Genomic DNA, 17,824 nt, shown 5'->3' with positions numbered 1-17,824 from the left:
CCAATTATACTTACGTATAGAGTAAAATAAAAGTTTCATAACTTTTAATATTTACGGTGAAAATTTGAAAAGCCTACTGGCACCTAGGGAAACAACATCATTTTATTAAACTTTCTAAAAATTGGATAATACCCCATCTAAAAATCTTCAAACAAAAGCGTGAGGAGCCAAACATTCGCTTGGCTCCTCACGAATATCAATAACCTTTGCTAAAAACCTTATAAAAAAATGGGAAGCTAAAATGCTTGCTTAGGTTCGGAATACTTTTCTAGGGTCTATAGGTTGAAAACGATATTAAAAAAGCAGAAGGAATTACTAGTTCCCTCTACTTTTTCTGATGCCCATTAAATTATTGTACCTAAAACCGAACCCTACATGTTAACCCGCTTTTTAAATCGAATCGTAAAGTTAGTTCCTCTGCCAACTTCACTTTCAACGCTAATTTCACCGTGATGGGCTTCAACTAAATGTTTTACAATGGCAAGTCCTAATCCAGTCCCACCCGAATTGCGACTCCTAGCTCGATCGACTCGATAAAATCGCTCGAATACTCTTGGTATTTCTTCTTTGTTTATCCCAATCCCCGTATCTTTCACTGTAAACATAACATTTTCAATATTTTCGGAGATTGAAATATCGATATTTCCACCTTTAGGTGTATACATAATCGCATTATTGATTAAATTTATCATAATTTGCTTAATACGTAAGGGATCTCCTTCAATGACTCCAGACCCTTTACAATTTTTACTAATGAATATTTCTTTTCTTCGGCCTTGTTACTTAAGATCAAAGTACAATCGTCTGCCATAATGCTTAAATCAACAGGTTGCCAATTTAACTGAAATTGACTTTGTTCAATTTTGGAGAGATCTAATAGATCTTGAATTAAACTTTGAAGCCTTTCGCTTTCTTCCCAAATAATCTTTAAAAATCGATACAAGATTTCTTCATCTTTTGCAGCACCATCTAACAACGTTTCAGTAAATCCTTTCAGCGAAGTGACTGGTGTCTTTAATTCATGTGAAACATTTGCTACAAAATCTTTCCGCATTTGCTCGAGTCGTTTCAATTCTGTAATATCATGGAAAACAAGAACAATTCCTTTTAATCGCTCTTTACCGCCACTACTAATAATTGGTGCACCATAGACATCAAAGTGACGCATTTCCAATTGGATAGGTAAGACAATATGTTTCCTCTGTCCTTTTTCTGTTAAGAAAATCTCTTGAACAATTTTTATGATTTGCTTATGTGGAATAACATCATGGTAAACCTTATGCAAGCAATCGTCTATTTCCCCTTGAAAGATCGGTCTACAAGTTTTATTAACGATACTAATTTCACCTTTATAATTGATTAAAATTAAACCACTGCCCATATTTTCAATAAGCGTTTCTAACCGTTCTTGTTGAGCCTGATACGTTTTTGTTACCTCATCTAGGTTTTGGGCAAGTACATTCAAAGATCTACTAAGTTGCCCAGTTTCATCATTTTTCCCACGAGAAGCTCTCGCTTTAAAATTTCCCTTTGCCAGCTGATTCGCTACAATAGTAGCGTCTTCAATTGGCTTTGCCATCTCATTCGTTATCCGAGAACTAAGGATAATAATGACAAGAAATGCAATTGAAAAACTAATCAAAAGTAAGGCCCATATTCTTTTATAGACTTCATCTAGCACGTTAATTGGAAGCCCTAGGCGTACATAACCAGATAATACATTATTTTCAATCAGGGGAACTGCATAAAAGAGTAGGTCTGCACCAACGGTATCACTAAAACGAATTGCTCTACCTTCACCTTTTTCTCTTACTTCAATGATCTCAGGTCTTAGTAGGTGATTTTCCATTCTTTCTGGGTCAGTATTTGTTTCTGCAACAACCTCTCCAGAAACCGAGATGACCGTTACTCTAGCAGCAAGTTGTTCACCCATTTCCTTAACAATCACTGAGAGCTCAGGATGGTTGATACCTGTTTCATGGATGCTGATAGCAACAATTTTTGCTTCTTTTGAGACTCTTTCACTAAGTTGCTCAAAGTAAAATTCTTTAAACAACTGGCCCAACAATAATCCTAGGCCAGCAAGCACGAAAAAAATGGCGATTAATAATGATAGGGTTAATCTAATCCGGTATTTGCTCATGGAACACTGGCTCCTCCAATTTGTAACCTAACCCACGTATCGTCTTTATATAAATCGGTTTTTTCGTATTTGGTTCTATTTTTTCCCTTAGATGACTTATATGTACGTCTACAATTCGTGTATCTCCAACAAATTCATAATTCCAAACAGCGTTTAGAAGTTGGTCTCTGGTTAAGACTCGACCTTTATTCGTTGCTAAGTACAACAATAGTTCAAATTCTTTTGGGGTTAATTCAAGTTGATTTCCTTTATAAAGTACTTCATAGTTTTCTGGTAAAATGTCTACTTCCCCAATTTTTAAAGATGTTTCTGTCTTTATCTCTACTGGTTTTTCTTCGATGGTTGGGCCAACACGACGAAGAATTGCTCGAATTCTTGCTACAACCTCTCTTGGACTAAATGGTTTAGTCATATAATCGTCCGCCCCTAGTTCAAGTCCTAACACTTTATCAAATTCATCGTCTTTAGCTGTAAGCATTAAAATTGGAGTGCTAATTTTGTTTTGCCTCAACTGTTTGCAAACTTCTAAACCATCCATTTCAGGTATCATTAAATCTAAAATGATAAGATCGAACGTTAATTCTTTTGCTTTATCATAAGCTGTTTTTCCATCCATTGCTGTTTCAACTTCATAACCAGCTTTTTCTAAATTAAATTGTAACAGCGTAACAATCGATTCTTCATCGTCGACAACTAATAGTTTTTGACCCATTGTCTTTACCTCCAAATGTACATTGGTAATGCATTTGTTTTCATCTGCTAAAGTTTAGTTGCTTTAATAGTACTACCTTTTCATATTTTATTCAAAACTGTTAATGTAAATATATTGTAAAGTTTCGTTTACATTGAGTACTTAGGGAACGGATTTATAAGTAATTATTATCATAAAGGCAAATTGTTCATGAAAAAGAAACTAAGAATAAAAGAGCCTTTGAGACAATTTCATTTGTCTCAAAGGCTCTTTTATACTCTTAAGCTTGCCGCATCGTGAATGGCAAAGCTGCTAAAAATAACATATATAAACAACCATTTAAATAGAGTTAACGTAACGGATTGAACCAATATTAGAACTAATCAAACTTTCTAGAAAAAATTGAAACTAAAAATTCTCAAATGTACCGGTATTGTATGCAATCGGTTTTAGCTCGTGTGGTGGACAAATTCCCATCGTACCTTCTACAACGATCGATCCAAATTCATCTTTGCCTTCAATTCTTAATTCTATATAATGTTCATCTTCATTAACTACTGTTGTTTCAAGTAGCAATGTTAATGTTCCATAATGATATAGTGGTTTAGGGAAGCTTAAATGTTGATTTACTATCGAACTCCCAGGACCAGGAAGGTATTTTGAAATCGCGGATGAAATTATTCCTGTTATCATTATTTGTGGTACGATTGGTTTTTGAAATGGTGTTTGTGATGCATAATCGTGTTGGATAAAAATTGGATTAGCATCATCTGTTAAACCTAAATATAATAGGATATCTTTATCCTCAATTTTTTTCGATAGCTCTAGTTTTTCCCCAACCTTCATAGAATGAATTTTTCTACCTAATCTACGTTTTTTGTTAAACAAATGGCAACCCTACTTTCTTCTATATGATTAAACAACAAACATGAGATCTTACTCTCTAAAATCTTATGATCTTAATTGTTTAGTTAAAAACCACATACGATTTTAAAGCGCTTTCATATTAGTATAAGTAGAAATCCGGTTAATTAAAACCGGATTTCTAAATTTGTTTCTATTGAAGAACTGTCATTACATTTTTAACTGAGTCGACAGACTTTTGTAGAGCTGCTTTTCTTCATCTGTTAGTTCCAACTCAATGATTTTTTCGATTCCGTCTCCACCAATAATTGTTGGAACTCCTAAATAAAGGTCAGTAAAGCCGTACTCACCTTCTAAATAGGCAATCGTTGGGATAATACGTTTTTTGTCCTTTAAAATTGCTTCCACCATTTGAACAATGGAAGCTGCTGGAGCATAATACGCACTACCATTCCCTAGTAGATTAACGATTTCACCGCCACCTTTGCGAGTACGTTCAACAATTTGCTCTAAACGTTCTGCAGGAATAAGCTTTTCTAACGGAATTCCCCCCGCATATGAATAACGCACTAAAGGCACCATATCATCGCCATGTCCACCAAGTACAAATCCAGTAACATCTTCAACTGATACATTCAGCTCTTGAGATACGAATGTACGGAAACGAGCGGTATCTAAAACTCCTGACTGACCGATTACTCGGTTTTTCGGGAACCCAGATTCCTTATAAACAGTATAAGTCATAGCATCAACCGGATTTGTAAGTACAACAATATAGCAATTTGGAGAGTACTTAACTATTTCCTTTGTAACTGCTTTCATAATTTTAGCATTTGTATTAACGAGATCATCACGGCTCATACCAGGTTTTCTTGCGATCCCTGCAGTTATTACAACGATATCAGAGTCCGCTGTATCCTCATAGTTCGATGTACCGATAATGTTAGAATCGAAACCTTGAACAGGACTAGCTTCTAACATATCTAATGCTTTCCCTTTTGTAGGGTTCTCCATTTGCGGAATGTCAACTAACACAACATCTCCTAATTCTTTTTGTGCTACCATTAATGCCGTTGTTGCTCCCGTAAATCCTCCACCAATAACAGAAACTTTTCTTCTTTAATAGCCATTTGTTTTCTCTCCCAACTTTTATTAGTTTCAAGTAACAAATACTAGTAGCTTTCTAAACTTTTATCAGTCTGACATTTAATTTATAATCTTCTGATAGTAGTTAATAAATAAAAGAAAGGTAACTCATAAAGGAACCCTTAGTTTCTCAGAAAAAACTAAATCCTTTATGAGTCAACCTAACTCTCTATTATTTAGTTCATGTTATTGATTAGTGCATCAGCAAATTCAGAGCATTTTACTTCAGTTGCACCTTCCATTAAACGAGCGAAATCATATGTTACTACCTTTGAGGCAATAGTCGAATCCATAGCAGCCATTACTAAATCAGCGGCTTCATTCCATCCTAAGTGACGAAGCATTAATTCTCCAGATAATAGGACTGATGAAGGATTAACTTTATCTAAGCCAGCATATTTTGGAGCAGTACCATGTGTAGCTTCAAAGATCGCATGCCCTGTTTCATAATTAATGTTTGCACCAGGAGCAATTCCAATTCCACCAACTTGTGCAGCAAGAGCATCAGAAATGTAATCCCCGTTAAGGTTCATTGTAGCAACTACATCAAACTCTCTCGGGCGAGTTAAGATTTGTTGTAGGAAAATATCAGCAATTGTATCTTTAACGATAATTTTACCTTCTGCTTCAGCTTCTGCCTGTGCTTGGTTAGCTGCTTGTTGACCTTCTTTTTCAACAATTTCATCATACTGAGCCCAAGTGAAGACTTTATCACCGTACTCTTTTTCAGCTAACTCATAACCCCAGTTTTTGAAAGCTCCTTCTGTGAACTTCATGATATTTCCTTTATGAACTAGAGTAACACTCTTACGACCATGTTTAATCGCATACTCAATTGCTCCACGTACTAAACGTTGAGTTCCTTCTTCAGATACTGGTTTAATCCCAATACCAGAAGTTTCAGGGAAACGGATGTTTTTAACTCCCATTTCATTCTGCAAAAATTCGATTACTTTTTGAACTTCTGGAGAACCTTTTTGCCACTCAATTCCAGCATAGATATCTTCAGTGTTTTCACGGAAAATTACCATATCTGTGTCTTCAGGGCGCTTAACTGGAGAAGGAACACCATTGAAATAACGAACAGGACGTAAGCAAGTATATAAATCTAATTCTTGACGAAGAGCAACGTTAAGGGAACGGAACCCCCCACCAATAGGAGTTGTTAAAGGACCTTTGATTGCGATGATATATTCACGAACAGCATCAAGTGTTTCTTCTGGTAACCAGTTTCCTGTTTGTTCAAAAGCTTTTTCACCTGCTAGGATTTCTTTCCAAACAATTTTCTTTTCACCATTGTATGCTTTCTCAACAGCAGCATCCAATACTCGAGAAGCAGCAGCCCAAATATCAGGACCGATACCATCCCCCTCAATAAAAGGGATTACCGGATTATTAGGAACATTTAAAACCCCATCTTGTACAGTAATTCTTTCGCCATTTGCCATTACTATTACCTCCTACTAGTTCTTTTTTCTAGAATTATTATGTAATGGGAGATATGAAAATTTCAAGGATTGGTGGTACAACAAGAGTCCCCCTCCAATTTTATGTATGAAATTTCCACTCGGTACAATCTCTGTATCTATATGAAAGATTGACTGAACTCCCGAACACACTTAATTAACGTTGGTCGATTGGAATGTAAACTTGCTTGTCAGGACCAATGTACTCTGCGCGAGGACGAATTAATCGATTATTACTAAATTGTTCTAAAATGTGTGCAATCCAGCCTGACATTCTACTAATCGCAAAGATTGGTGTGAACAAATCATGCTTAATTCCTAAGCTATGATATACACTAGCTGAGTAGAAATCTACATTTGGTAATAAACCTTTTTCACGAGTTACAATTTCATCAATTTTAATAGACATTTCATACCATTTCGTTTCCCCAGTAATCGCTGTCAACTGTTTTGACATTTCCTTTAAATGCTTAGCACGAGGATCACCATCTTTGTACACACGGTGACCGAAGCCCATGATTTTCACCTTATTATTTAATGCATTCATGATATATGGTTCTACGTTGTCAACATCTTCTATCTCCATTAACATTGCCATTACTCTTTCGTTTGCTCCGCCATGTAAAGGTCCTTTTAAAGCACCAATTGCAGCAGTAACACCAGAGTACATATCAGATAATGTCGCAACACATACACGAGCTGTGAATGTTGAAGCGTTTAACTCATGATCGGCATGAAGGACCAATGCTTTATTAAAAGCATTTACAGCGATTGCATCTGGCTCTTCTCCAGTAAGCATGTATAGGAAGTTTGCAGCAAAACCTAAATCTTTACGAGGCGCTACAGGTTCTTTGCCTTCACGAATACGTGAAAACGCTGTCACGACAGTTTGCACTTGCGCTTGCAGCTTTAGGGCTTTTCTTCTATTTGCTTCCTCAGATTGATCATCTGCTTCTGTATCGTACAATCCCAAGATTGAAATGGCTGTTCGTAATGCTGCCATTGGATGAACCTCTTCATTTGGATACATCTTCATTTGGTCAATAACACCCTGTGGAACTTCTGCATAACTAGCTAATTCCTCTGTTAGTTGAACTAATTCCTCTTCCTTAGGAAGACGACCGTTCCATAGAAGGAAAATTACTTCCTCAAAGCTTGCATTATTTGCTAAATCATCAATATCAAAACCATGGTACGTTAAAACCCCATCAATAATTGAGCTTACGCTCGACGTTGTTGCAACAACACCTTCAAGACCACGAGTTGTACTCATTTCTCAACCTCTCCTTTACGAATAGAATAGAATGTACGTTACTTACACGTGTGAAACAAAGACAGCCTTCCAAAAAGTCCTAAAGCAGTGTTGCCGACGATTTTAAATCTACTAATCTCTCATTCAATAGGTTTAATGTTCTATAGTAAAATATTATTTTGTTCCTTATTGAACATATTGTTCCAAAAACGCCAGCATTATTAAAGTAATGAATTTAGGGCTTTTTGAATATCCTCTTTTTTGGGAAGATCACTTTATGTACAAAAAGAGTTTTCTTACAAATTTAATTATAAACATTTTTCACAGTTTTGTGAACTTTAATTTTAAAATAAATTCCGACTATTTTAATTCTTGTGAAAACTTTCACGAAGACTAGTCCTAAGGACCAATCGAACTAAAAAAGTTTACAACCCTCATTGCCAAATAGGCAATCCCCGCCCCTATTAACGGACCAACTGCAACACCGTTAAAAAGTGCAACTGCTAAAATCGTTCCGAGTACTAGGGCTGCGGTTATATGGGGATCTGTTTGCAATAATTCAATCCCACTTGCAGCTATAACAGCAACAAATATTCCTGCACCTAATGCAATCCAAGCATACATAGATTTCATTGAATCAAAGAGTTCCTTAAAACCTATTTGACCAGTAATAATCGGTACAAGTACCGCAATAGTAATTATTGTAACACCCGCTTGTATCCCCTTTTGCTGTATGAGAGGGAAAGCTTTGTCACCAAAACCAATCAATTTTACAAGTAATAAAAAAACAACAGCAATCATTAATGATTGATTTTTTGCAATAATACCAATGACTAATAGAATTAGCATAAAAGTTGTTGCTTGTGAAATCAAAAGTATGCATCCTTCCTTGGTAGGCCTAACCATTTTTATCTTAACATAGAAATAAATCTTTCGCCAAGATTCAAGACTATTTTGTGTCCAAATTCCGAATAAAGTTTTTCAAATATTATATTTTATCGCTTTTAACTAGTTTCTTCTTAAAAAATAATCGCTTTTTAAAGCCCAAATTCTACATTCTAAATTATGTATACAAGCCATATATATACGGTAATAGAAATTTATAGAAAGGGGGTAGAAACCTGTTGAATTCAAACTACTTTCAAATTCTACTGAAACTCATTTTCGTTCTAGTAATCATAGTCGGTATTTTCTTAACTATATTTTTTGCATTTAAGATAGCATATCCTTTTATATTCGGACTTATTTTGGCCTTTTTCTTAAATCCTCTTGTTAATTTTCTTCAAGAAAAAGCAAGGATAACTAGATGGCTCTCTGTTACAATCGTCCTTGTTTGCTTACTTGCAACTACCATTGCTTCAATAACTTTTTTGCTATCAGAAATTATCATGGGAACAAATTACTTATCACAATCTGTCCCATTCCATTTTCAAACACTGATCTATAGTTTTCAGGATATGTTCACTAGTAGAATCATTCCTATTTATGAACAGATTTCTACTTTATTCTATTCCTTAGAGAGTGATCATCAAGCAACAATCCTAGCATATATTGAAACAATTACTGTACAGATTACATCTACCGCTAGTTTAACTATTCAATCCTTATTAACTGGTATTTCTGACTTTCTGTTAGGATTACCTAATTTAGCATCTGTAATCATTTTTTCTTTATTGGCAACGTTTTTCATTAGTAAAGATTGGTATAAACTTGTTTTTATTTTTAGAAAATGGATTCCGGATGTTATCGTTGATAGAACAAAAGATGTGATGATTAGTTTAAAGAAAGCGTTCTTTGGATTTCTGTTTGCCCAACTAACTTTGATCTCCATTACTTGTTGTATCGTGTTGATTGGCTTACTCGTTTTAAAAGTTGAATACCCTATAACAATTGCTCTTATTATTGCGGTCGTTGACCTGCTCCCCTATTTAGGAACAGGATTAATATTTCTCCCTTGGATTTTTTATAGTTTTTTTTCAGGACAATTACCATTGACCATTGGATTATCTGTTCTTTATGGGGTGGTTGTTATCCAACGGCAGATCATGGAGCCCAAAATTCTCTCCTCTAGTATCGGCGTTGATCCTTTAGCTACTTTAGTTTCGTTATTTATTGGGTACAAGCTTTTTGGTTTTTTAGGGTTAATCATTGGACCGGTTCTCCTGGTCTTTATCCAAACATTGCATAATGCACACGTTTTTCGAGATTTGCGTAATTATATATTAAAAAAAGGTTGAGAGACAATGTCCCTCAACCTTTTTACATTCTATCTTCGGTTAATAATAATTGATCCATTTTTTAACATTCTATCAAATACTTTTTGGAAAAATCCTTTTGCAATTGTTCTCGTGCTCGGTATTAATAGAAAAAAGCCAATTAAGTCTGTTATAAACCCTGGGGTGAGGAGAACCACTCCTCCTACTAAAATACATAATCCATCTAAGATAATTCCACTAGGAATTTGCCCTTGCTGTAATTGGAGCTGTGCTAACCGAATTGTTTGTAACCCTTCCTTTTTTGCTAACCAGGCTCCTAATACACCTGTAAAAATCACTAATAGAATTGTCCATGGTATACCGATTGTATTACCCGAAAGAACGAGAACACCTATTTCTAGGGCTGGAACGACGATTAATAGTAAAATAAAAATTCTTAACATAACAGTACTCCTCTTCAAATAAAACTAATGTTGTAAGAATGTCGAATAGATCATTGAAAGAACTCTATTAAATAAATAACATGCTAAGATATAACTTGTCTATATATTATATGCTAGTCAGGGCTATTATGCTATTTATTGAATGCTGTTTTCGTAAACTTTGTTGCTTCTTAGGTCGTCTTTTTAGAATAAATAAGCTTTTTGGGACAAATTTATTTGTCCCAATGGCTTATTTATTCTCAAAAGCTTCACGCAAAGCGTGAAGAACCAAGCATTCGCTTGGGTACTACCTAAAAGCTAATAGCAACAAATACTAAAAAGCGGTTATATTTCTTATATCAAAAAAACGCTAAGATATTTAATCTCAGCGCTCCTAGTTACATCACTTATAAAATACTGGCATGACCTTTGTAGATATTGCCTCTAGTACTGTCTACGGTAATCTCATCACCGTCTTCAAATTGGTCTGTAGCATGGTTTACTCCAACAATGACAGGAATACCAAGGGTTAAACCAACAACAGCTGCATGGCTCGTTAAACCACCTTCTTCGGTAATTACCGCTCCTGCTTTTTCAAAGGCTTCCATCATGTCTTTGTCTGTAGCAACAGTTACAAGAATAGCTCCGTCCTTCATTTTAGCGATAGCATCACTAGCCGTTTTTGCAACAACAACTGTACCAGTCGCTGTCTTGCGCCCGATGCCTTGTCCTTTAGCAACAACTTCGCCAACTACATGAACTTTCATTAGGTTCGTTGTACCTGTTTCACCAACTGGCACACCAGCTGAAATCACAATTAAGTCTCCATGATCAATAAAATCAGTTTTTACTGCTTCTTGAACGGCAATTTCAAGCATCTCATCAGTTGAGGTAGCCTTTGTACCCAACTGCGGATAAACACCCCAAGCTAATGCTAACTTACGGCAAACTTCTTCTGAATGTGTTACAGCGACGATCGGTGATTTTGGACGATATTTTGAGATCATTCTTGCTGTATGACCACTCTCAGTAGCTGTAACCACGGCTGCAGCGTCTAAGTTAAGAGCAGTATGAGCAACCGATTGACTGATTGCATCCGTGATTGTTCTTTGACTTTCTCGTCCTTTTCTTTTTAACACTTCTTCATATTTTAACGCAGATTCTGCTCGAACGGCAATTTTATTCATAGTTTGCACAGACTCGACAGGGTACGTACCAGCAGCAGTTTCTCCAGATAGCATGATTGCATCTGTACCATCAAAAATGGCGTTCGCAACATCACTTGCTTCAGCGCGAGTCGGACGAGGGTTTCTTTGCATAGAGTCTAACATTTGTGTTGCTGTAATTACTGGTTTTCCTAGTGAGTTACATTTTTTGATTAAGTTCTTTTGCACTAATGGCACTTCTTCTGCTGGTATTTCTACACCAAGGTCACCACGTGCAACCATTAATCCATCCGAAACCTCTAAGATTTCGTCAATGTTGTCCACACCTTCTTGATTTTCAATTTTAGGAATGATGTGAATACCACTTGCTCCATTCGTTTCCAAAAGCTCACGAATTTCCAATACGTCTGTTGCACGACGTACAAATGATGCCGCAATAAAGTCAACTTTTTGTTCGATCCCAAAGCGAATATCATTGGCATCCTTTTCAGTAATACCAGGTAAATTTACGCTTACATTCGGTACATTAACACCTTTTTTATTTTTGATCGTCCCACTATTTAAAATCTTTGTTTTTAATTCAGTAGTTCCAACCTCAATGACTTCAAGTTCAATTAACCCGTCGTCTAATAGAATTTTTGAACCAACACTAACATCATTAACAAGACCTTCGTACGAAATTGAAAATTTCTCAGCAGTACCCATAACTTCTTCCATAGAAATAATAACTTCATTTCCTGCTACTAACTCTGCAACTCCATTTTCAAAATTATTTGTACGAATTTCAGGACCTTTTGTATCAAGTAAAATCGCTACGTGTTTTCCTGTAGCTGCTGCTGCTTCACGGATGGACTTAATTCTAGCTCCATGCTCTTCGTAATCACCATGGGAAAAGTTTAAACGCGCCACATTCATACCTGCATTTATTAGTTGTGTTAACTTTTCTAAACTCTCACTTGCCGGACCAATTGTACATACTATTTTTGTTTTTCTCATTATGAAAAACCTCCTACTTTCCTAAATAACATCATAAAGTTCTTTTTTTGGAAAAGTGTTATACACTTTATGGTTGCTTACGACTATAAAGTATGTCATAATTAAATTGTAAAATCCTAATTAGATCGATAATTCCTTAGATAATTGGTACATAGCTTGATCAATCTTATGTTCCTTAGCTAGAGCCTCGTCAATACCGTAGGATACAAGAACGTTATTCTCAATTCCTACTGTCTTGCCAGCCTCACCAGCTATTAGTAACTCTACTGCCTTTGCACCTAATCTACTCGCTAATACACGATCAAAACCAGTTGGTGAACCACCACGTTGAATATGGCCTAATACAGTTACTCTAGTTTCTAAGTTTGTTTGTTCTTGAATTAATTTACCAATTTCAATTCCGCTGCCTACACCTTCTGCTACTACGATAATACTGTGTTTTTTGCCACGAGCATGTCCACGCTTTAGTCGTGCAATAACATCACTCATCTCATATTCCTCTTCAGGTATAAGGATAGTCTCCGCACCATCTGCAAGACCAGACCAAAGTGCAAGATCGCCTGCATTACGACCCATTACTTCAATTACATATGTACGTTCATGTGAGGTTGCTGTGTCACGGATTTTATCAATTGCCTCAATAACTGTATTTAATGCTGTATCAAATCCGATTGTAAAATCAGTTCCTGGGATATCATTATCGATTGTTCCTGGTACTCCAATACATGGAAAACCATGTTCAGTTAATTTCTTTGCCCCTTGGAAGGACCCGTCTCCACCTATCACGACTAAGGCTTCGATCCCGAATTTATTTAACTGCTCAATAGCCTTCTTTTGCCCCTCAAGCGTCTTAAACTCCTCACATCGAGCTGTGTAAAGCATTGTACCACCACGATGAATGATATCGCCTACAGACCCAATTTCGAGCTTTTCAATATGACCAGATATAAGACCTGCATATCCATAATAAACTCCATAAACTTCTAACTCATGAAAAATCGCTTTTCGAACAACTGCGCGAATAGCTGCATTCATTCCTGGAGAGTCCCCACCACTTGTCAATACTCCAATACGTTTCATACATATTCACCTCTCTACAATTTAAAAAAATCCTAGTATTAGTTTATGTACTAAAATCACTTAAACCATTCATTGAAAAAGCAAATAGTTTTTCAATAGTATTTTCTGTACGAGTATAAAAATAACACTTCTAATTCTAATTGACAATAGACTTCAGAGGACAAAAAAAAGCCTTCTCTAATCTTAGAGAAAGCCCAACCCTTATTTCACGCTAATGACATCGTTTACAATGCCATACTCACCTATTTTGTTAAATTTTTCGTAACGATGCTCTACTAGCTCATTTTCAGAAAAGTTAGCTAATTCGGCCAATGAATTTGCTATTACTTTTTCGATGGCACTTGCTTGTACTTTAACATTTCGATGAGCGCCACCTCTAACTTCAGGGATGATTTCATCAATAACATTAAGATCCTTTAAGTCAGGAGCAGTAATTCTCATCGTTTCTGCAGCTCTTTGAGCAAGACCGGCGTCTTTCCATAGGAGAGCGGCTGCCCCTTCTGGAGAAATCACAGAGTATGTAGAGTTTTTCTAGCATATGAACGTGGTTTCCTACACCTAACGCCAAAGCTCCACCACTACCACCTTCTCCGATCACGATACAAATGATTGGAACGGTTAGTCCTGCCATTTCTAATAAATTTCTTGCTATCGCCTCACTTTGGCCTCGCTCCTCAGCGGCAATTCCAGGATACGCCCCTTTTGTATCAATGAAACAAATAATCGGTCGTTTAAACTTATTGCTTGTTTCATTAACCTTAGGGCCTTTCGGTACCCTTCTGGATGCGGCATTCCAAAGTTTCGACGTAAATTTTCCTTTGTGTCTTTCCCACGTTGATGTCCGATTACAGTTACAGGTTTCCCATGAAATTTTGCAACACCTGCTACAATCGCTTCATCGTCACCATATAATCGGTCTCCGTGTAGCTCAATAAAATCTGTAAACATATAAGATAAGTAATCCAAAGTCGTGGGCCTTTCACTATGACGAGCGATTTGTACACGATCCCAAGGCTTCATGTTTCCATAAATGTCGTTTTCTAATTGTTCTAAGCGTTCTTCAAGCTTGATTATTTCGCTCGACAAATCAATTCCCTTATCTACAGTAAACTTTTTTAATTCTTCAATTTTTAACTTTAATTCAGTAATTGGTCTTTCAAAAGGTAGTTCATTAGCCATGTGTCTACACCTCCTTTTATGTTAATACATCACTATGAATGTCGATTATCGTTGTTAACATTTGCTTCATTTCCAATCGCGACACAACTCGATCTAGCTGCCCATGTTTTAATAGAAACTCAGCTGTTTGAAAGTCATCAGGTAATTCTTGACGAATGGTTTGTTCAATAATCCTTCGTCCTGCAAACCCAATCAATGCTCCTGGTTCAGCGAAATTATAATCTCCTAGCGAAGCGAAGCTAGCAGAGACTCCTCCTGTTGTAGGATGAGTCATAATTGAGATGAAAAGCCCACCCTGGTTATCAAGCTTTTTCAAAGCTGCACTTGTCTTAGCCATTTGCATAAGGCTTAGTACACCTTCTTGCATTCTAGCTCCACCTGACGCAGAGAAAAGAATAAAAGGTGCTTTTAGTTCTATTGCTTTTTCAATAGCTCTAGTTATTTTTTCGCCAACGACTGAACCCATACTGCCCATACGGAATCTTGCATCCATAACGGCAATGACAATATTCATTTCTGACATTTTACCTTGACCTGTTACGATAGCTTCGTTTAGACCCGTTTTATTTCGGTCAGCATTAGTCTTCTCTGTATAAGTAGGAAAAGCTAATGGATCTTTAGATATCATATGTTGGTCAAACTCAATGAAAGTACCTTCGTCAACTAAGCTAGCAATCCTATCATAAGCTGTCATACGATGGTGATAGCCACAAGAATCACATACATAGAGATTTTTTTTCAATTCCTTGGTGTACATAATCGTCTTACACTTTGGACATTTTGTCATTAGTCCTTCTGGAATATCCATTTTTACTTGGTCTGAAGGAATTGTAGCGTATTTCTTTTTCTTAGAAAATAAGTCCCTTAACACAGTTACACCTCTCTTGTGGACAAGATCATTAAAATTTTCATAATCATACCATATAAAAATCAATAGTTTCAAGGCAAACAATCCAACGAATAACCCTAAATTCTCTCTAGAAACGACTGTTTTCGAGATGATTTTTTAATGCAAGAATACCCTGATCTACGTCTCTATTTTTTAATGCAGTTAGAATTTTTTCATGCTCCATGATGGATTGCTCCGGTCGTCCTTCCCTAGACAAGGATTCCCGCAAAGCGACCTTACTATACTCCACAAGTGAAATCCATATGTTAAGCAGTAATCTATTATGACAAGCTTCTACAATTGTTTTATGAAATAGATAGTCTTCTTCCACCGGAAATTTTCCATTTTGCCAGCTGTTTTTAGACTGAACAATTAGTTTTTCTAAGATTTCTAATTGACTATCATCTATTCTTTCACAAGCTAGCCGTAATCCTTCTACTTCAACAATTTTTCTCGTTTCAGCTAAATCACTTCTTGCTTTTTTCTCTCGTAAAAAAAAACTCGCTAGTACTTCTACTAGACGATGACCACCAATGCTTTTAATAAACGTTCCTTCGCCACGACGTGTTTCAATTAAGTCTAGGAGCTCTAGTGATCTAAGTGCCTCGCGCACAGAAGAACGACCGACATTTAATCGTTCACTCAACTCTCTTTCAGATGGAAGCTTGTCCCCAGCTATCAATTGATCTTCTTGAATAATGTGGTTTAATTCTCGAATAATTTCGATATAAACCTTATCTTGTTGTGATGACATTAGTTATCACCACCTTTTTATAGTTTGGCAATTCCCAAAAAGTTTTGCTTTCAAGAATAGCAATACGTACATGCATAGAGAAAATGCAGACGACTTTCGTTAAATTGAATTAGAGTTCAGAGATTAGAGTTTCAAAATTTACATGCAAACCGTCGTTTAGGAACTCTCCGCTCCGAACTCTTTTTTAGTTTAGAGTTTAAAGTTTAAAATGTAGAGTCTTTGTTTGTAGAGCTTCGATGGCAAAACATAGATGCAACTATAAACTATACCCTGTACACTCTCAACTATACTACTCAATAGTTGCAAGTTTTTTCGTTTTAGCTTCTACTTCATCCGGGTTCACTTTCCTTCTTGCCACACCTGTCTCCATCGCTGCAATCGCAACTGCTTTGGCAACTGCTGGAGCAACACGAGGATCAAATGGTGCTGGAACTACATAATCAGCATGAAGTTCTTCATCTGATACTAAACTTGCAATTGCTTTAACAGCAGCAATTTTCATTTCCTCGTTAATATTTGTAGCATGAACATCTAATGCACCACGGAAGATTCCAGGGAATGCAAGAACATTATTAATTTGGTTTGGAAAATCAGAACGTCCTGTTCCAATAACACTTGCACCAGCCGCTTTAGCGTCTTCGGGCATAATTTCTGGAACTGGATTAGCCATCGGGAATATAATTGGGTCTGGGTTCATACTTTGAACCATTTCCTTTGTTAAAGCTCCTTCTACAGAAACCCCTACAAAAACATCTGTTCCTTTAATAACATCCTCTAAAGAACCTTGAAGTCTCTCACGATTTGTTACTTTTGCAATTTCATCTTTTACTGGGTTCATGCCAACCGCACGGCCTTCGTAAATCGCACCTTTTGTATCACATAGAATTACATCTTTTACACCCATACGTTGCATTAATTTCACACATGCGATACCAGCTGCACCAGCACCATTCGCAACTACTTTTACTTCAGAGATAGACTTCCCTGTTAGTTTTAAAGCATTTAATAATCCAGCAGCTGTAACGATAGCTGTACCGTGTTGATCATCATGAAAAATTGGAATGTTACATTCTTTTTTCAAACGCTCTTCAATGACAAAGCAGTTAGGAGCTGCTATATCTTCAAGGTTTACACCACCAAAAGTTGGCTCAAGTAGCTTTACTGTTTCAATAATTTTCTCAACATCTGTTGTCGCTAAACAAATTGGAAAAGCATCTACACCTGCAAATGATTTAAAAAGAAGAGCTTTCCCTTCCATTACAGGTAGAGCTGCCTCTGGACCAATATTTCCCAGGCCTAATACTGCAGTACCATCTGAAACCACGGCTACCATGTTGCCTTTCATTGTATACTCATAAACATTGCTTACATCATTATGGATTTCCTTACATGGCTCTGCTACTCCCGGTGAATAGGCCAAACTTAAGTCCTTTGCATTACGAACTGGTATCTTAGAAACCGTCTCTAATTTCCCTTTATTTACTCGATGCATATGTAGTGCTTCTTCTCTTAATGTTGCCACAAACTTCACTCTCCCCTAATAGTCATTTAGAACCAGGT

Annotated in this window: 14 protein-coding genes and 3 pseudogenes; 1 reads left to right on the top strand and 16 read right to left on the bottom strand. The window is 36.5% G+C overall.

Translation table 11 applies throughout. The features are described 5' to 3' along the window. Positions 1-371: 371 nt before the first annotated feature. The 8 genes and pseudogenes from H1D32_RS24905 to H1D32_RS06470 all read right to left on the bottom strand — a co-directional run bounded on the left by H1D32_RS24905 (position 372) and on the right by H1D32_RS06470 (position 8,468). The gene (locus H1D32_RS24905; RefSeq protein WP_314733361.1) at positions 372-692 is read right to left on the bottom strand and encodes a sensor histidine kinase; all 321 of its coding nucleotides are present in this window, start codon (positions 690-692) and stop codon (positions 372-374) included. Further along, positions 689-2,143 carry a histidine kinase dimerization/phospho-acceptor domain-containing protein gene (locus H1D32_RS06500; protein ID WP_314733360.1) on the bottom strand — a complete coding sequence of 485 codons (1,455 nt, stop codon included), beginning with the start codon at positions 2,141-2,143 and terminating at the stop codon, positions 689-691. The genes H1D32_RS24905 and H1D32_RS06500 overlap by 4 nt, the downstream gene beginning before the upstream one ends. Further along, positions 2,124-2,855, bottom strand: coding sequence for a response regulator transcription factor (locus tag H1D32_RS06495; RefSeq protein ID WP_261177439.1), 732 nt, complete (start codon positions 2,853-2,855; stop codon positions 2,124-2,126). Before H1D32_RS06495 ends, H1D32_RS06500 begins: the two co-directional genes overlap by 20 nt. 387 nt (positions 2,856-3,242) lie before the next feature. After that, entirely contained in the window at positions 3,243-3,722 is a 480-nt protein-coding gene (locus H1D32_RS06490) for a MaoC/PaaZ C-terminal domain-containing protein (RefSeq protein ID WP_396126149.1), read from the bottom strand. A gap of 169 nt (positions 3,723-3,891) precedes the next feature. Continuing rightward, positions 3,892-4,763: pseudogene (gene mdh, locus H1D32_RS06485) on the bottom strand (malate dehydrogenase). Positions 4,764-5,020: 257 nt separating this feature from the next. Further along, positions 5,021-6,292 (bottom strand): NADP-dependent isocitrate dehydrogenase, encoded by a 1,272-nt coding sequence (gene icd, locus H1D32_RS06480; RefSeq protein WP_261177438.1) that lies wholly within the window; start codon positions 6,290-6,292, stop codon positions 5,021-5,023. Between the two features lie 175 nt (positions 6,293-6,467). Next, positions 6,468-7,583: a citrate synthase gene (citZ, locus tag H1D32_RS06475; protein WP_261177437.1), complete on the bottom strand. Its 1,116-nt coding sequence runs from the start codon at positions 7,581-7,583 to the stop codon at positions 6,468-6,470. Positions 7,584-7,961: 378 nt separating this feature from the next. Next, positions 7,962-8,468: a DUF441 domain-containing protein gene (locus H1D32_RS06470; protein WP_314733359.1), complete on the bottom strand. Its 507-nt coding sequence runs from the start codon at positions 8,466-8,468 to the stop codon at positions 7,962-7,964. A gap of 218 nt (positions 8,469-8,686) precedes the next feature. Here H1D32_RS06470 and ytvI point away from each other — a divergent pair, with 218 nt between their 5' ends. After that, positions 8,687-9,799 (top strand): sporulation integral membrane protein YtvI, encoded by a 1,113-nt coding sequence (gene ytvI / locus H1D32_RS06465; RefSeq protein WP_261177435.1) that lies wholly within the window; start codon positions 8,687-8,689, stop codon positions 9,797-9,799. A gap of 29 nt (positions 9,800-9,828) precedes the next feature. Here ytvI and H1D32_RS06460 read toward each other — a convergent pair whose 3' ends face one another. From H1D32_RS06460 to ystJ, 8 genes and pseudogenes are all read right to left on the bottom strand, one after another. Further along, the gene (locus H1D32_RS06460) at positions 9,829-10,221 is read right to left on the bottom strand and encodes an FxsA family protein (protein ID WP_261177434.1); all 393 of its coding nucleotides are present in this window, start codon (positions 10,219-10,221) and stop codon (positions 9,829-9,831) included. 386 nt (positions 10,222-10,607) lie between these two features. Continuing rightward, entirely contained in the window at positions 10,608-12,362 is a 1,755-nt protein-coding gene (gene pyk / locus H1D32_RS06455) for a pyruvate kinase (RefSeq protein WP_261177433.1), read from the bottom strand. Positions 12,363-12,482: 120 nt separating this feature from the next. After that, complete coding sequence (pfkA, locus tag H1D32_RS06450; protein WP_261177432.1) at positions 12,483-13,442, bottom strand: 6-phosphofructokinase; 960 nt, start codon at positions 13,440-13,442, stop codon at positions 12,483-12,485. A gap of 201 nt (positions 13,443-13,643) precedes the next feature. After that, positions 13,644-13,958 (bottom strand): annotated as a pseudogene (locus H1D32_RS25290) (acetyl-CoA carboxylase carboxyl transferase subunit alpha); the annotation flags it as partial. Continuing rightward, positions 13,864-14,621, bottom strand: a pseudogene (accA, locus tag H1D32_RS06445) (acetyl-CoA carboxylase carboxyl transferase subunit alpha). The pseudogenes H1D32_RS25290 and accA, both read right to left, overlap by 95 nt. A gap of 16 nt (positions 14,622-14,637) precedes the next feature. Beyond that, complete coding sequence (gene accD, locus H1D32_RS06440) at positions 14,638-15,492, bottom strand: acetyl-CoA carboxylase, carboxyltransferase subunit beta (RefSeq protein WP_261177431.1); 855 nt, start codon at positions 15,490-15,492, stop codon at positions 14,638-14,640. Positions 15,493-15,598: 106 nt separating this feature from the next. Beyond that, positions 15,599-16,264, bottom strand: a complete 666-nt coding sequence (locus tag H1D32_RS06435; RefSeq protein ID WP_261177430.1) for a FadR/GntR family transcriptional regulator — start codon at positions 16,262-16,264, stop codon at positions 15,599-15,601. Positions 16,265-16,553: 289 nt separating this feature from the next. Beyond that, positions 16,554-17,786 carry an NADP-dependent malic enzyme gene (gene ystJ / locus H1D32_RS06430; RefSeq protein ID WP_261177429.1) on the bottom strand — a complete coding sequence of 411 codons (1,233 nt, stop codon included), beginning with the start codon at positions 17,784-17,786 and terminating at the stop codon, positions 16,554-16,556. Positions 17,787-17,824: the final 38 nt, after the last annotated feature.

The sequence above is a fragment of the Anaerobacillus sp. CMMVII genome (genome assembly GCF_025377685.1).
In the GTDB taxonomy this organism is placed as follows: Bacteria; Bacillota; Bacilli; order Bacillales; family Anaerobacillaceae; genus Anaerobacillus.
This window is presented reverse-complemented; position numbering and strand designations above follow the sequence as displayed.

Bases quoted from the DNA above. Each gene is read 5' to 3' on its own strand.
- H1D32_RS06460 (WP_261177434.1), bottom strand. From the start codon at position 10,221: ATGTTAAGAATTTTTATTTTACTATTAATCGTCGTTCCAGCCCTAGAA.
- pfkA (WP_261177432.1), bottom strand. From the start codon at position 13,442: ATGAAACGTATTGGAGTATTGACAAGTGGTGGGGACTCTCCAGGAATG.
- H1D32_RS24905 (WP_314733361.1), bottom strand. From the start codon at position 692: ATGATAAATTTAATCAATAATGCGATTATGTATACACCTAAAGGTGGA.
- H1D32_RS06470 (WP_314733359.1), bottom strand. From the start codon at position 8,468: ATGGTTAGGCCTACCAAGGAAGGATGCATACTTTTGATTTCACAAGCA.
- H1D32_RS06495 (WP_261177439.1), bottom strand. From the start codon at position 2,855: ATGGGTCAAAAACTATTAGTTGTCGACGATGAAGAATCGATTGTTACG.
- H1D32_RS06435 (WP_261177430.1), bottom strand. From the start codon at position 16,264: ATGTCATCACAACAAGATAAGGTTTATATCGAAATTATTCGAGAATTA.
- icd (WP_261177438.1), bottom strand. From the start codon at position 6,292: ATGGCAAATGGCGAAAGAATTACTGTACAAGATGGGGTTTTAAATGTT.
- pyk (WP_261177433.1), bottom strand. From the start codon at position 12,362: ATGAGAAAAACAAAAATAGTATGTACAATTGGTCCGGCAAGTGAGAGT.
- citZ (WP_261177437.1), bottom strand. From the start codon at position 7,583: ATGAGTACAACTCGTGGTCTTGAAGGTGTTGTTGCAACAACGTCGAGC.
- H1D32_RS06500 (WP_314733360.1), bottom strand. From the start codon at position 2,143: ATGAGCAAATACCGGATTAGATTAACCCTATCATTATTAATCGCCATT.